The 15,775-nt window shown below is 41.0% G+C and carries 12 protein-coding genes; 8 read left to right on the top strand and 4 right to left on the bottom strand.

Annotation, left to right across the window (positions count from 1 at the left end; translation table 11 throughout):
* Positions 1-16 precede the first annotated feature (16 nt).
* From AY607_RS10635 to AY607_RS10620, 4 genes are read left to right on the top strand one after another with little or no spacing between them, the layout of a single operon-like run.
* A complete protein-coding gene (locus AY607_RS10635; protein WP_064102500.1) occupies positions 17-1,579 on the top strand; it encodes an N-6 DNA methylase in 1,563 nt (520 codons plus the stop codon).
* The gene (locus AY607_RS10630) at positions 1,579-2,979 is read left to right on the top strand and encodes a restriction endonuclease subunit S (RefSeq protein WP_064102499.1); all 1,401 of its coding nucleotides are present in this window, start codon (positions 1,579-1,581) and stop codon (positions 2,977-2,979) included. Before AY607_RS10635 ends, AY607_RS10630 begins: the two co-directional genes overlap by 1 nt.
* Entirely contained in the window at positions 2,979-4,649 is a 1,671-nt protein-coding gene (locus tag AY607_RS10625) for an AAA family ATPase (RefSeq protein ID WP_064102498.1), read from the top strand. The genes AY607_RS10630 and AY607_RS10625 overlap by 1 nt, the downstream gene beginning before the upstream one ends.
* Positions 4,649-5,776, top strand: a complete 1,128-nt coding sequence (locus AY607_RS10620; protein ID WP_064102497.1) for a hypothetical protein — start codon at positions 4,649-4,651, stop codon at positions 5,774-5,776. Before AY607_RS10625 ends, AY607_RS10620 begins: the two co-directional genes overlap by 1 nt.
* Before the next feature lie 229 nt (positions 5,777-6,005).
* Here the strand turns inward: AY607_RS10620 and AY607_RS10615 are convergent, their stop codons facing one another.
* From AY607_RS10615 to AY607_RS10610, 3 genes are all read right to left on the bottom strand, one after another.
* The gene (locus AY607_RS10615) at positions 6,006-7,289 is read right to left on the bottom strand and encodes a ribonucleotide-diphosphate reductase subunit beta (protein WP_064096468.1); all 1,284 of its coding nucleotides are present in this window, start codon (positions 7,287-7,289) and stop codon (positions 6,006-6,008) included.
* 140 nt (positions 7,290-7,429) lie between these two features.
* A complete protein-coding gene (locus AY607_RS15325; RefSeq protein ID WP_004645881.1) occupies positions 7,430-7,558 on the bottom strand; it encodes a hypothetical protein in 129 nt (42 codons plus the stop codon).
* A 129-nt stretch (positions 7,559-7,687) separates the two neighbouring features.
* Entirely contained in the window at positions 7,688-10,525 is a 2,838-nt protein-coding gene (locus AY607_RS10610) for a ribonucleoside-diphosphate reductase subunit alpha (RefSeq protein WP_064102496.1), read from the bottom strand.
* 567 nt (positions 10,526-11,092) lie between these two features.
* Here AY607_RS10610 and bfmR point away from each other — a divergent pair.
* Both bfmR and bfmS read left to right on the top strand, forming a co-directional pair.
* Entirely contained in the window at positions 11,093-11,809 is a 717-nt protein-coding gene (gene bfmR, locus AY607_RS10605) for a response regulator transcription factor BfmR (protein ID WP_004280782.1), read from the top strand.
* Positions 11,810-11,851: 42 nt separating this feature from the next.
* On the top strand, positions 11,852-13,525 hold the full coding sequence (gene bfmS / locus AY607_RS10600; RefSeq protein ID WP_064096466.1) for a sensor histidine kinase BfmS: 1,674 nt from the start codon (positions 11,852-11,854) through the stop codon (positions 13,523-13,525).
* Positions 13,526-13,591: 66 nt separating this feature from the next.
* Here bfmS and AY607_RS10595 read toward each other — a convergent pair whose 3' ends face one another.
* Entirely contained in the window at positions 13,592-13,948 is a 357-nt protein-coding gene (locus AY607_RS10595) for a hypothetical protein (protein WP_064096465.1), read from the bottom strand.
* 573 nt (positions 13,949-14,521) lie between these two features.
* Between AY607_RS10595 and AY607_RS10590 the strand changes: the two genes are divergently transcribed.
* The gene (locus tag AY607_RS10590; RefSeq protein ID WP_064096464.1) at positions 14,522-15,067 is read left to right on the top strand and encodes an NADH-quinone oxidoreductase subunit A; all 546 of its coding nucleotides are present in this window, start codon (positions 14,522-14,524) and stop codon (positions 15,065-15,067) included.
* Positions 15,068-15,073: 6 nt separating this feature from the next.
* Positions 15,074-15,754, top strand: coding sequence for a NuoB/complex I 20 kDa subunit family protein (locus AY607_RS10585; RefSeq protein ID WP_064096463.1), 681 nt, complete (start codon positions 15,074-15,076; stop codon positions 15,752-15,754).
* The last annotated feature ends 21 nt before the right edge of the window (positions 15,755-15,775 follow it).

Below are 15,775 nucleotides of genomic sequence, written 5' to 3'. Positions count from 1 at the left end.
ATTTATTGGATAGACCATGACCAACAATGACATTGTTCAAAAACTTTGGAATCTTTGTGATGTATTACGTGATGACGGGATTAATTACTCAGATTACGTGACTGAACTCGTGTTATTGCTGTTTATAAAAATGGTTCATGAGAATACAGAGGCTGGAATATTAAAGAAGCTTCCTTTACCAGAAGGTTGTCGCTGGACAGACTTGCAAGGTAAATCTGGTTTGAATTTGTTGAACGATTACAAACGTATTCTTCTGAGTTTATCTACGGGTAAAGATCATGAGGGTAAGCAAATTCATGAAGATCCACTCATTTCAGCAATTTATGCAAATGCGCAGACACGTTTGCGTGAACCACGTCATTTAGAACAAATGATTAAAACACTAGATAAGATTGATTGGTTCAGTGCACAAAGAGATGGTTTAGGTGATTTATACGAAGGCTTACTAGAAAAAAATGCAAGTGAAACAAAGTCTGGTGCAGGGCAATACTTTACTCCACGACCATTAATTAACAGTATGGTACGTTGTTTAAAACCTCAAGCTGGTGAGACTATCCAAGATCCAGCAGCAGGTACAGCAGGATTTTTAATTGCAGCAGATCAATATATTAAAGAACAGACAGACGATTTATTTGAGTTAACCAGTCAGCAGCAGCAATTCCAAAAAAATAAAGCTTTCATTGGTGTTGAACTTGTTCCAAGTACGCGTCGTCTAGCATTAATGAACTGTTTACTACACGGCATGGAAGGTGATAACGAAGGTGTTGTTCATTTGGGAAATTCCCTTGGTCAAGTTGGAGAAAAACTAGAGAAAGTAGATATCATTCTTGCTAACCCACCTTTTGGGACATCTAAGGGGGGCGAGGCAAGTATTACGCGTGATGACTTAACTTACCCAACCAGTAACAAGCAATTGGCCTTTTTACAGCATATTTATCGTGGTTTGAAACCAGGTGGACGAGCAGCAGTAGTTCTTCCAGATAACGTTTTATTCGAAGCTAATACAGGCACGGATATTCGTCGAGATTTGATGAATAAATGTAACTTACATACGATTCTGCGTTTGCCAACGGGCATTTTTTACGCGCAAGGTGTAAAAACGAATGTGTTGTTTTTCACTAAAGGTAGTCCTGAAGATAAATACCAAGAAGAAAATTGTACCAAGCAAGTTTGGATCTATGATTTGCGTACTAATATGCCAAGTTTTGGTAAGCGTACACCATTTACGGAGCAACATTTAAAACCATTTGAAGATGTTTATGGAGATGATCCTAAAGGACTAAGCCTACGACAAGAAGATGAATATAGTTTTGATGCTTTATCGGTAGAGTTAGCGAATGATGATGCAAATCGAAATGTAAATAAAGAGTTAGCGCATAGTCGCTGGCGTTGTTTTAGCCGTGAATGGATTGCTGAGAATAAAAATGATTCATTAGATATTAGCTGGCTGAAAGATAAAGATAGTGTAGATGCTGCGAATTTGCCTGAACCAGAGGTTTTAGCACGTGAAGCTAAAGAGGAGCTTGTAGCTGCATTAGCTGAGCTGGATTCGTTATTAGCTGCTTTAGGGGCTAATTGATGAGTCAGTTTGAATTGCCAGACAGCTGGGCTCTTGCAACTATTTCAGAAGTGGCAATAAAGGGTGATCAGAGAGCACCGGATCAAGACGAAACATTTACGTATGTCGATATTGGCAGTATTGATCGTGTTTTAAAGAGAATTAGTGACCCTCAAATCTTGATGGGTAAGAATGCCCCTAGTCGAGCACGAAAAGCTATCAGAAATGGTGATGTGCTTGTGTCGTTAACACGCCCAAATCTAAATGCTGTTGCACTTGTCACAAGTGAGTTTGATGGGCAGATTGCGTCTACAGGATTTGAAGTAATACGACCTTGTTTAGTTGATAGTAGATATATCTTTGGATTAACTCGGTCAAAAGAATTTATTGATTCAATTAGTGGAGCCGTTCAAGGGGCTTTATATCCTGCTGCTAAGTCCTCGGATGTACAAGGGTTTAAGTTTCCACTTCCTCCTCTAGCCGAACAAAAAGTCATTGCAGATAAGCTTGATACTTTGCTTGCTCAAATTGAAAGCATTAAAGCACGTTTAGAGCGTATCCCTGAAATTCTTAAACAATTCCGCCAGTCTGTGCTTGCGGCTGCCGTGAGTGGAAAGTTGACTGAGGAGTGGCGGGGAAATAGTGATAGTAGGATTATTGAAGAGTATTCAAAATGGGATTGGGGGAGTGGGGTGCCAATTAATTGGGATGTTGATATTTACCCTCACCTTGTAAAAAGCCGATTAGGCAAAATGCTTGATAAGCAAAAAAATGAAGGAAAACCGACAAAGTATTTAGGTAATATCAATGTTCGATGGGCTTCTTTCGATTTAGAGAATATACAAGAAATATTAGTATCTGAAAAAGAGCAAATTGAGTTAGCTGTTCAAGTTGGGGATGTACTGATTTGTGAGGGTGGGGAGCCCGGACGATGTGCGATCTGGAAAAGTGATTATAATGAACCAATTATATTTCAGAAAGCGTTGCATAGAGCTAGGGTTTCAGATCGATTACTGCCAGAGTGGTTAGTTTTTAATTTAAAAAATGATGCTGATAGAAATACATTGGATCAGCTATTTACTGGAACTACGATTAAACATTTAACAGGAGCTGCTCTTAAAAGCTATCCATTACGAGTCCCTCCAATTAATGAGCAGAAAGAAATCCTTAATAGAGTTAATAGCTTATTTTTTAAAGCCGATGTATTTGAAGATCAAGTCAAAAGTGCTTTAGATCGAGTAAACAACCTTGCACAGTCCATCCTTGCCAAAGCATTTCGTGGTGAACTTACTACAGAGTGGCGTAAAGCTAATCCAGAGTTGATCAGTGGTGAGAACAGTGCTGAAGCGTTATTAAAACGAATAAAGGCAGAGCGTGAATTAGCTAAACCTCCTACAAAGCGTGGTCGAGGTAAAGCATAATGCGTTTACTGTCTTTAGAGCTAATTGGGCAATATAAGGGCTTAAAGGATCAGTATTTCGATTTTCGAAATACTGATGGAAATATACTTGCATTAATTGGTCTAAATGGTTCTGGGAAGTCACAATTACTAGAGTTAATCGCAGAAACCTTTGCTTATCTAGAGCGGAAGCAGCGAGAAGATTTTATTACACGTACTCCATTACCATTTGGGGTAAATGTTCAGTATTCAATCAAAAATCAGAATCAAACGGAAGATATGATTTTGGTGAATATTGATCAACAAGGTAATGTAAATTCCTATAAAAATACTGAAAATGGCGATCGGCATCCACTGCTTTTGGGAGCTCCATTACCTGATTTTATTGTGGGATATGCTTCTGGTCTAAATGAAAATCTTCAGCGTGCTTTTATGAAAAACTCATTACAGTACTTTGAAATTAAAAGAATTAGTGCAAAACGCCAAAAACAGTTAAGTAATGATGTTAATGAAGAGCAAATTTCTGAAATTAATCAACAATACCTTAAAAAATATCCTCATATATTTGAGAATATTTATTCTAAAGAAAATGAGCAGCAAATGGATGCTGAAGTAATTAAGCAGAATAATTATTTAAGTCTTCGAGAGGTTAATCCTAAGCTAAGTAATCATATATATATTGACTACGATAGTGCAGGCCTTTTGTTGCTAAGTTTAGTGATATTGCCATCAGAGAGAACTGAACAAGTATTAAGTGCGTTAGGATTCAAACATCCTATAAAAGCAAAGATTTATTACGATTTGAGATCTGGTGTAATAGACAGTGATGTGATTCGTGATATTCAAATGCTGAAAAGCTTTGTAGAGCAAGATAATTTCACTCCCATAGGTAATATGACTAGTGATGAACAATTTGAACAGTTTGAACTTGATTATTTAGCTGGAATAATTGAACTTGATTTTAGTAATTCAAATATCCTAAATAATTTACGCGAAGCTAATTATCATGATCCTAGATCATTTTTCCTAAGATTGTTGAAGTTGCAACAATTAGGGAATAAGAAGTGGCCTATTGCTAACAGAAGAAAATTAGCTAAAGATGACTTTATTGAAACAGTCAAAACACCTTTAAAAACTCAGTTACCTCTAAGTGTGGTTGAGTTGAGATTTCTGAATAATAAGAATCAGGAAGTATGTTTTGATGATCTTTCGGATGGTGAAGCTCAACTTATGCAGGTGTTAGCAGCTTCGACTATTTTTGGTCTCGGGCAGTCTCTCTTTCTATTTGATGAACCTGAAACACATCTTAATCCGTCATGGCGAACTTATTTCCACACGTATCTTGAAAATGCCTTGAACATAAATGGGGAAAATGCAGAAGATTCTCAAATATTTTTATCAACACATTCACCATTTATGATTTCTTCACTTAAAAAAGAGAATGTGTTCTTTTTTGAAAGAAATCATAATGGTTTGATTGATTTAAAACCAGTTAATGAAGAAACTTATGGGGCCTCTTTTGATGTGATTATTAAGAGGTATTTTGGGCTGAAGTCTTTGATTTCTCATAGTGTCATTGATGAGATACGCGAGCAATTAAAGCTTGGTGATGCTCAAGCGAAGCAATGGATTGAAGATAATTTGGGTCTTTCAGCTGAACGTGCATATTTGATTAAAAAGTTGAGTGATTAATGCTTTTTAAATTACATCCAGATACCCCTAAATTTCAGGTTTTTGTACTTCTAAATCAGGAGTTAATTTATTTTTTAAACAAATCTATTAAGCAAAAGTCTTTTGGGAAAGGATTATTTAGTCGTACGTCTGTAGGTCGTGCCTGTTGGAGCAATGTTAAAAGTTCTCCAAAAAAGAATGATTTAACTCGAGATAAATTTCAAAAGTTATTTGAAAATTTAAAAAGTGAGACAGAGGCTACTCGTGAGCAATTACATCGAATAGTAGTTGATAATCAAGATTTATCATCATTTTTTCTAACACCTAATCCGGCTTTGTTAGAATTTCTTCATCCGAATACTTTTGAAGCATTTAAAGTATTGGCTGCTCATTTATATGGAGCAACTAAAGATCTACAGCCAATAATTGATGCGGCTGGTGGAGTAAATATCCATAGACATTTTGAAGCTTTCCGTGTGGAAACGTTAAACGGTAATATTTGTAAAGCTTGTGGTATGGAAAAGCTTGCACCATTTAGAGCAAATATCGGTGTAGAGAACCAATGGCGAGCAGATTACGATCATCAATTATGCAAATCTAAATATCCCTTATTTGCAGTTCATCCTGATAATTTAATCCCACTATGTGATGTATGTAATCAGGATGCAAAAAAAGCAAAAGATTTATTTGTAGCGGAAGATACAAGTCTTAGATATAGCTTCTACCCATTTAGCGAAGAAGCTCATAATTATGTCTTATTGAAAATTGAAAACTTAAAAGATCCTAATCCTAGCGTTAAAGTGAGTTGGAATACGAGTGATAGTATTTGTATTAGTAAATTAGATACATGGGACAATATCTATGAAATTAGAAATAGAGTTGAAGGTGAGTTCCGTAATTTAGATCAGATTATAGAAAATGAAATTCAGCCTGAGAACTATACTGAGTTTGAGCATGAAGTAAGCAGAAAAACTAGGGCTATTCCGGATCAAACTCTTAAAAGTAAACCTTGGGCATATTGGTATCATAAATTTTTTTGTGAATTGGATTCAATTGATAAAGAGGCTTTTTGGGAAAGAAGTAAATTTGTTCAAAGTATGGCAATGGATGGTGGGGATTATATTTTACTTTCACGAGTATCATCATAGTTAGATTATTCATACTACAATGGAATATCAAACGTTTCGTATTCACAAAAAAGCCCATCTAGATAGATGGGCTTTCTTTAGGAAATTTTGTATTTTGTATTAAGTAGCAAAAAAATAGAGCCATTAGGCTCTATTTTTTTGCTTTAGCATAGCTGATTAAGTTTGTAACAATCTCGAAATATGTGTCAAAAATCTCACATTATCTGTCATTCAGCGATCTAAAAAAACTTTACCAGCTTAACGCACCGCCAGTTTGGTAATCTGTTACGCGCGTCTCGAAGAAATTCTTCTCTTTACGCAAGTCCATCATTTCTGACATCCACTGGAACGGGTTGTTCACACCAGCGAACTGTTCAGGCAAGCCTAACTGCGCCAGACGACGGTTGGCAATGAACTTCAGGTATTCTTCCATCATGCCAGCATTCATGCCAAGTACACCGCGTGGCATGGTATCACGTGCATATTCGATTTCCAGCATTGTACCTTCAAGAATCATCTGGATGATTTCTTCCTGGAATTCAGTCGTCCATAGACCCGGGTTTTCGATCTTGATCTGGTTGATCATGTCGATACCAAAGTTCAGATGCATAGACTCGTCACGCAGGATGTACTGGAATTGCTCGGCTACACCATTCATCTTGTTACGACGACCCATAGACAGGATCTGGCTGAAACCACAGTAGAAGAAGATACCTTCAAGTACACAGTAGAACGCGATCAGGTTGCGAAGCAGGATCTGGTCGTTTTCAGGTGTACCAGTTTTAAAAGTAGGATCACTTAAAGACTGGGTATATTTCAGGCCCCACGCCGCTTTACGTGCAACACTTGGTACTTCGCGGTACATATTGAAGACTTCGCCTTCATCCATGCCTAAAGACTCGATACAGTATTGGTAAGCATGCGTGTGAATCGCTTCTTCAAATGCCTGACGCAAGATGTACTGACGGCATTCAGGGTTGGTAATGTGACGATAAATCGCCAGTACCAGATTGTTTGCAACCAGTGAATCGGCAGTCGAGAAGAAACCAAGTGAACGCATCACGATGGTACGTTCATCTTCAGTCAAGCCATTTTCAGACTTCCACAGCGCAATGTCGTGGTTCATGTTGACTTCTTGTGGCATCCAGTGGTTTGCACATCCGTCCAGATACTTCTGCCAAGCCCATTCGTATTTGAACGGTACAAGCTGGTTCAAGTCTGCACGACAGTTGATCATCGCCTTATCATCAACCTGAACACGTTGTGCACCCATTTCAAGCTCTTCAAGGCCTGGAGCAACATCAAGTTGATCTAGGGAAGCAGATGCTCTTGCCAGCGAATCGGTTGGATTTGATCCTCGGTTTTGAGTGGCTCTAAGGGGTTGTGCAGCTGCCACATCCGGCGATGCGTTGCCTGCATCAGATACCATCTGTGAATTAGTCGCTTTTTGCGGCTCGACGGGCGCAGGCTGCTGTTCAGGTGCAGCCGGTTTTTGCGAATCATCTTCGAAATCGTCCCAACTTAGGATAGACATATCAATTCTCTCTACGTTGCTTTATATCTTTTATGAGACATTCAGCTTGGCTGAGATGTCTTACTATACGCTTAATTTGTGTAAGCAAAATTAAGTTTTGTCGATGAGTGTTATGAATTTATACATAAGCACAATCCCCACTACTTATTTTGCTTACGCTGCTGGCGAACTTTGAACCAGAAATAAGCAATCGGTAAATAAAAGGTAATACCAAAGGAAATCAGCAATGCCGCAAGTCCTAACATGTAGTTATGAGTCATATGAGGCATTGAGGTTTCCTTTGTTTGTTATTTTAATCTCCCTAAATCCCTCTTTTAAAAAGAGGGACTTTCACATGTCAGATGACTGAGCTGTGATCCCCCTCCTTTTAGGAGGGGTTAGGGGAGGTCAAGCGAAGCTTATTGACAAGCTTCACAATCAGGATTGTCAATTGAACATGCCATTGGCACTGGAGCTGCTTGCGCAAAACCTTCTTCCTCTACAGAAGCCTCAGGTTTTTGTGCTTCAACGACAGGAGCTGCTGCTACAACAGGAGCCGCAACAGTTGCAGGTTTAACTGCATTCAATGCGCCAGTGTTGATTGTAGATTTCTCAGCAGAAGTCGCACCCAATGCACGAAGGTAATAAGTCGTTTTAAGACCACGTAACCATGCCATCTTGTAAGTGATGTCCAGTTTCTTACCGTTTGCACCAGCGATGTAAAGGTTAAGAGACTGCGCTTGGTCGATCCATTTTTGACGACGTGATGCAGCATCCACGATCCAGCGAGTTTCAACTTCAAACGCAGTCGCGAAGATGGCTTTAAGCTCTTCAGGAATACGGGAAATCTTTTGCACAGAACCTTCGAAGTGTTTCAGGTCGTTGACCATTACCGCATCCCAAAGACCACGTTCTTTCAACGCACGTACCAGGTACGGGTTAATCACGGTGAATTCACCAGACAGGTTTGATTTCACATACAGGTTCTGGAAGGTTGGCTCAATAGATTGAGACACGCCACAAATGTTTGAAATCGTAGCAGTCGGAGCAATTGCCATCACATTCGAGTTACGCATACCGTCTTTTTGAACTTTGGCACGTAAAGTGTCCCAGTCCAGACGTTGAGTGCGGTCGACTTCGAACATGCGTTCAGGACGAGTTTTCGCAACCAGATCAAGCGAGTCGATTGGCAGGATACCTTGATCCCACAATGAACCCTTGAATGTTTCGTATGTACCACGTTCAACAGCCAAATCGCTTGAGGTTGAAATCGCGTAGTACGAAATCACTTCCATCGATTCATCAGCAAACTCAACCGCAGCATCAGAACCATAAGCCAGGTTCATTTCGTATAACGCATCCTGGAAGCCCATGATACCCATACCGACTGGACGGTGTTTCAGGTTCGAGTTGCGCGCTTGTGGAACAGCGTAGTAGTTGATGTCGATCACGTTGTCGAGCATACGAACCGCAGTTTTTACTGTACGCGCCAGTTTTTCGCGATCTAACACACCACCTTGAACGTGTTGTACCAGGTTGATTGAACCCAGGTTACATACCGCGATTTCTTCTTTGCTGGTGTTCAGCGTGATTTCTGTACACAGGTTAGAAGAGTGCACCACACCTACGTGTTGTTGTGGTGAACGCAGGTTACATACGTCTTTGAATGTGATCCAAGGATGACCAGTTTCAAACAACATAGACAGCATTTTGCGCCACAAATCTTTTGCACGGATTTTCTTGTGCAACATGTTTGTTTCTTTGGCAATCGCTTCGTAGTGTGCATAACGCTCAGCGAATTCAGCACCAGTCAAATCATGCAGATCAGGCGTTTCAGAAGGCGTGAATAAAGTCCATTCCGCATCTTCGAATACACGTTGCATGAACAGGTCAGGAACCCAGTTCGCAGTGTTCATGTCATGGGTACGACGACGGTCATCACCGGTGTTCTTACGCAGTTCAAGGAATTCTTCGATGTCCAGGTGCCAGGTTTCCAGGTATGCACATACTGCACCTTTACGCTTGCCACCCTGGTTAACCGCAACAGCTGTATCGTTCGCTACTTTCAGGAACGGAACAACACCTTGAGACTTGCCGTTAGTACCTTTGATGTATGAGTTCAAGGCACGAACTGGTGTCCAGTCATTACCTAAACCGCCTGCCCATTTAGACAGCATTGCGTTATCACGCATCGCGCCATAAATGTCATACAGATCATCATCAATCGTGGTCAAATAACAGCTAGACAATTGTGGACGTAACGTACCTGAGTTAAACAGGGTAGGCGTCGAAGCCATGTAGTCGAAGCTAGACAACAGGTTATAGAATTCGATTGCACGTTCTTCACGGTTTTCTTCATTGAGCGACAAGCCCATAGAAACACGCATAAAGAACAATTGCGGAAGTTCGAAACGTACGCCATCTGAATGGATGAAGTAGCGGTCAAATAAGGTTTGCAGACCTAAGTAGGTGAACTGGTTAGAGCGTTCCGGTTGAATCGCAGCAGCCAGTTTGGCCAGGTCAAAGTTCAGCAATTCTGGAGAAAGCAACTCAAGCTCGATCCCTTTTTTCAGGAAAGTTTCAAGCGCATCGCCTTCATTGGTGTCTGTCGGAAGACCCAAAAACTCTAAACCGGTGGCTACTAGGTCATCACGCAACAGACGTGCAGTCACATAAGTATAGTTTGGTTCCTGTTCGATCCGGGTACGGGTCGCCATCATCATGGTGGTAGAGATATCAGACTCTTTTACACCGTTGTAGAGGTTTTTCACGGTCTCATCGATGATCGCCTGAACATCAATCCCTTCCAGACCTTGAGCAGCTTTTTCTACAGTCGCAGTCAACTCGCTGAGATCCAAAGGTTTTAATTTTCCTTCAGCATCAGTGATTTGTAGCGTCGGGTGATGATTTGCACCTAACTGTTTACGCGCTTCAGAACGTTGTTCACGGTAAATAACATATGAGCGTGCAACTTTCTGTTCGCCCGTACGCATTAGCGCAAGTTCAACTTGGTCTTGAATTTCTTCAATATGAATCGTTCCGCCAGAAGGTAAACGACGTTTAAAGGTATTTAATACCATTTCCGTCAGTTGCTCGATACGATCATGAATTCGGCTCGAGTCAGCGCTTTGTTGGCCTTCAACCGCCAAAAATGCTTTACCAATTGCGACAGAAATTTTTTCTGCATCAAAAGCGGCAACATCACCGGTGCGTTTAATCACCTGAAGTTGACCAGGAGTTGAAGTGATTACGCTCATGTTAGCATAGCTCCATTGTCATCTATTTTTATGTTTATGGACCGTTTGAACCGGGCAAAATTCGTGCCACAGTATTTGAGGAATAAACACAAGACCTAGTGGTTTTAAAATTAATTGAACACAAGATACGGGAAAATTTAGGGTAGATCAATATTGACATTCAGCTAAATATTTTTCTTTAGTTGTGCTTTAATCATTGCAAAAATATCGCTATTTTTATTGATTTTTGTATAAGCCTTATCAGGCAAGGCATAGCATAACAAAGTCCAAAGAAAGTGCTTATAGATAACATTGTGGATAACTAAAAAGCGCTCAATCAAGCAGTCATATTTTGTTCATGTAATAGTTGTGTAAGCCCCAACTCAGATCTAAGCCACTGTTTCAAGCACAACTGCCCAAAAAATGCACGATAAAATATTACAAAATGCTATCTTGATGTATCAGTTTGGTGAACGCCATCTTGTTTACAATGTAAACGTGTGTATATTGCAAGCATATTAAAAACGTATCTATTGGATTTCAAAAGGATACGCCTATAGCGTAGATCCACCATATAAGGGGCAATACATGAGCCAAGAAGAAAAGTTACCCAAGATTTTAATTGTTGAAGATGACGAGCGTCTTGCCCGTTTAACGCAAGAATACCTCATCCGTAACGGACTTGAGGTGGGGGTAGAGCCGGATGGCAACCGTGCCATTCGTCGGATTATTGCTGAACAGCCAGATATGGTGGTGCTGGATGTGATGTTGCCAGGTGCGGATGGCTTGACCATTTGCCGTGAAGTACGTCCACATTATCATCAACCGATTTTGATGTTGACAGCACGTACTGAAGATATGGATCAGGTTCTGGGCCTAGAGATGGGTGCAGATGACTACGTTGCTAAACCGGTTCAGCCGCGTGTATTGCTGGCGCGTATCCGCGCATTGCTGCGTCGTACAGACAAGGTGCCTGAAGATGAAGTGGCACAGCGTATCGAATTTGATGATCTGGTGATCGACAATGGCGGGCGTTCGGTAACCCTAAATGGCGATCTGGTTGATTTTACCAGCGCAGAATATGACCTGTTGTGGTTGCTCGCATCGAATGCAGGTCGTATCCTTTCCCGCGAAGATATTTTCGAACGTTTACGCGGTATTGAATATGACGGTCAAGACCGTTCAATCGATGTACGTATTTCGCGTATCCGTCCAAAAATTGGTGACGATCCAGAAAATCCGAAGCGTATTAAAACAGTACGTAGTAAAGGTTATCTTTTCGTTAAAGAGACTAATGGACTTTAAGCAAATGAGGTTTTTTGCTTGAACAAGCAGGATAAATTATAGGTGTTTAAACACAGTATATTTTTGCGTATCTATGCAGGACTCGTCATCCTTGTCGTCTTGGTGGCGGTGTTCGGCTATTTGTTGGTACAGATTATCAACTATCAGCGTGCGCAAGAATATCGCGAATCCCTGACTGATGGCATGGCATATATCATCAGTGAGGGAGTTGCACGTCAGCCAAATCTCCAGCAGAAGATGGATTGGATTTCTGATGCCTCCGATCTGCTGGAATTGCCCATTCATTATGTAGATGCCAGCAAGGTAGATATTACCCGTGCTGAAGCGAGACGTATTGCTGATCGAAAGGCTGTAGTGCGCTGGGATGCCGAGTCCGGTATCGCTTATATTGTGGTGGGACTGCGTGATGATCCAGATCATTACCTTTATATAAAGGCTGACAACATCACTGAACGCCAGATGAAGGCCTTGGCGGTCTTTATTCTGGATTATCTAGTTTATTATCCGGGTCAGGAAAAAGAATACCTAGCCCGTATCCAGGATTATTTCTCCTATCCGGTTTCCATTGAAAATGTCCAATCTCTGCCTTTGGACTCCGAGCAGATCGGACGTTTGCGTCTGGATCACAGTATTATTTTATATCGCGATAATGCTTCTATTCGTGGTACGACCATTTCAATTATTTCGCCAATTCCAGGTTCGACCTCTCAGGTCTTGGTCATGGGGCCAGTACCGTTATTTAACTGGATGCCATTCCAGTTGGCGACCGGTATTACCTTATTAAGCCTGTTTGTACTGAGTTTGGGTGTTTATGGCCTTCTGGTTCCGATGCAGCGTAAGCTGCGTGAAGTGAGCTATGCCTTAAACAAGATGAAGACGGGGAATATGTCATTGCGTCTTCCGGTGGATGGTAGTGATGAGATGTCTACACTGGCTTCCAGTTATAACAATATGTCAGACCATATCCAGCGCTTGATCGAAGCGCAGCGGGAGTTGATGCGTGCGGTTTCGCATGAATTGCGTACACCGGTGGCACGGATCCGTTTTGGTGTGGAAATGATGGCAGATGAAGATGACTACGAGTATCGTCTGCAACAGGTTGAGCAGATTGATAAGGATATTGAAGCGCTGAATACCTTGATTGATGAGATCATGACCTATGCCAAACTGGAACAGGGTATGCCATCGATTGAGTTTGAGCAGATTGATCTGTATGACGTGCTGAATCAGGTGATGGTGGAAACCCAAGCACTGAAAACCCATAAAATTATTGAATTACACCCAATGCCTGTGGCTGTGGTAGTCGAGGCGGAGCGTCGTTATCTGCATCGCGTGATTCAGAATCTGGTAGGGAATGCCATCCGTTATTGTGATAATAAGGTATTAATCAGCGGTGGTCTGGATCAGGACGGCCAAGCCTATGTGTGTGTGGAAGATGATGGTCCCGGAATTCCGGAAGTAGATCGTGCCCGTATTTTTGAAGCCTTCGCCCGTTTGGATGATAGCCGCACCCGAGCTTCAGGTGGTTATGGCTTGGGTCTATCCATTGTCAGCCGGATTGCCTACTGGTTTGGTGGTTCCATTCAGGTGGATCAAAGTCCAACCTTGGGCGGTGCACGTTTTATCATGACCTGGCCGGCACAGCGTTATGTGAAAAAGAATAAACGCAAGTTGCTGGAAAAAAAGACTGAGGAAAGCAGTGATCATTCAGTTTAATACGATGTAAATAATGTCTTGCCCATAAAAAACGATGCTGATGCATCGTTTTTTATAAGTAGTAATTTACTCTTGGATGGTGGCATCTGGTTCAATGAGTGGCTTTCCATCTCTTAAGCTTTGTAATGCTTCAGGGTTACAATCGATCAGCAGTTGGGCATTTTTCACATCGACGTTATAGTGCTGAATCAATTTCTGGTCGCCTGATAGGGTTTCGACTTTATATTCATCAGCGATATTCATAATCCCATCCAGATTGACGCTGACAGACGCAAAATCATCCTGAAATAGTGCATTAATCTCATTTAATTCAAAAACAAGCTGGCTGGTGTTCTGGTTTTTCTGGACGTAATTTTGGATATGTCGAACGATTAATTGAGCATATAAAAAATAATTTGGTTTATGGGCATAATGCAGAGACATGCAGGGACTCCTTTATTGTTACTTTATAAAGTCATAATGGGAACTAAGAAATACAAATAACATATTCTGAATCAGTCTGTTGAGTGTGTTGCAAAAAGACACAAATGCTTGTTTAACATTACGATAGAGCAGATGAACGTTAAATAGATGTTAAACCTGCATATTCAGCTAAAGAGCCTGTAAGAGAGTTAAAGCTTGGTCGGGATTTTGGAACCCTGTAATAAGTTTTAATCAGATTGGACTTGGATTTGGTTGATAAAAGGACTATATCTAAACAAATGGCTAGGAGTGCTGCAAATCGGAATGCGAGTGGTTTTGCATCCCCTTTTATAGAAAAATAAATAAAAATTTAAAATTTTATTCAATAAAACGATAAAAGCGGGTTCTGGGTGATGAAAGTGAAATTAAATGCTGAAATGCTTAAAAAATCATCCCAAAGACTAAGGCTTATAAACTAGCAAGTGAAATCATAAATCAGGTACAATTGGCGGGATTAATTTTGTGTATGGTGTATTTGAAGGCCAATACATACATTCTTTGTTAACAAATAGGCCTGCCAGGAGTTATCCCCGCATGAGTGCTATTACTCCATACGAATGGGCAATTATTGCCTTCGTGATCGGCGTTACATTTTTATGCGTCTTTATGCTGACTGTCCCGTTACTCCTTGGGGGTAAATCATGGGGCCGTGCCAAGCAGGAGCAGTTTGAGTCAGGTGTAGTTAGTGCAGGTGGAGCTCGTATCCGCTTGTCTGCAAAATTCTATTTAGTTGCAATATTCTTCGTAGTGTTTGATTTGGAAGCACTTTATCTATATGCATGGGCAGTTTCTGTTCGTGAAGTGGGTTGGATTGGTTTTGCAACTGCAGCTATCTTTATTTTAGTTTTACTTGTTGGTTTGATTTACGAATTATCGACAGGCGCACTCAATTGGGCACCTTCGGACAGACGTAAGGCAGCAGGAATTAAAGCTAAGATTGGTTCGCCAAATATGGATCTTGCAGAAATTACGCGTTTCAACTCGGTTGAAGAATTGGTGATGGATCCTACGGGTCAAATCCCGGCTCAATCATCTGGTTTTGTGAAAAAATCACAAGCTCAATTATCTGATAAGGAGTAATACGGGATGAAATATACATTAACCCGTGCGAATCCGAATGCTGATCAATATCCACTTCAGGAACGCATTGTTGTAGAAGATCCGTTGCTAGAAGAAGAAGTGAATAAAAATGTATTCATGACTCGCTTAGAGGATGTAGTACATACAGCAGTCAACTGGGGGCGTAAAAACTCAGTTTGGCCATTTAACTTTGGTACATCTTGCTGCTACGTAGAGTATGCGACGACTTTGACAGGCGTACATGACCTGTCACGTTTCGGTGCAGAGGTTATTCGTGCTTCACCGCGTCAGGCCGATTTGATGATCGTTGCCGGTACCTGCTTCGTAAAAATGGCACCAGTAATTCAACGTTTGTATGAACAAATGCTTGAGCCGAAATGGGTTATTTCTATGGGTGCATGTGCCAACTCAGGTGGTATGTACGACATCTATTCGGTTGTACAAGGTGTGGATAAAATCATCCCTGTGGATGTGTATGTTCCAGGCTGCCCACCACGTCCTGAAGCTTTAATTCAGGCATTGATGCTGTTGCAAGACCAGATTCAACTAGAGCGACGTCCGCTTTCTGCGGTAATCGGTGATGATCTTAAGCCAGTGTATAAGCCAAAGATGATGCCGGAACGTGACCGTAAGAAAGACCAGCGTGTTGCTGTGAAAAACTTACGCTCTATGGATGAAATTAAATAATTTAAACGACAGGTTTTTTTG

Origin of the sequence: Acinetobacter sp. SFA, from assembly GCF_001647535.1 — a bacterium.
GTDB classification, from domain to species: domain Bacteria; phylum Pseudomonadota; class Gammaproteobacteria; order Pseudomonadales; family Moraxellaceae; genus Acinetobacter; species Acinetobacter pecorum.
Note: the sequence above shows the minus strand (reverse complement) of the source record. Positions and strands in the feature narration are given on the sequence as shown.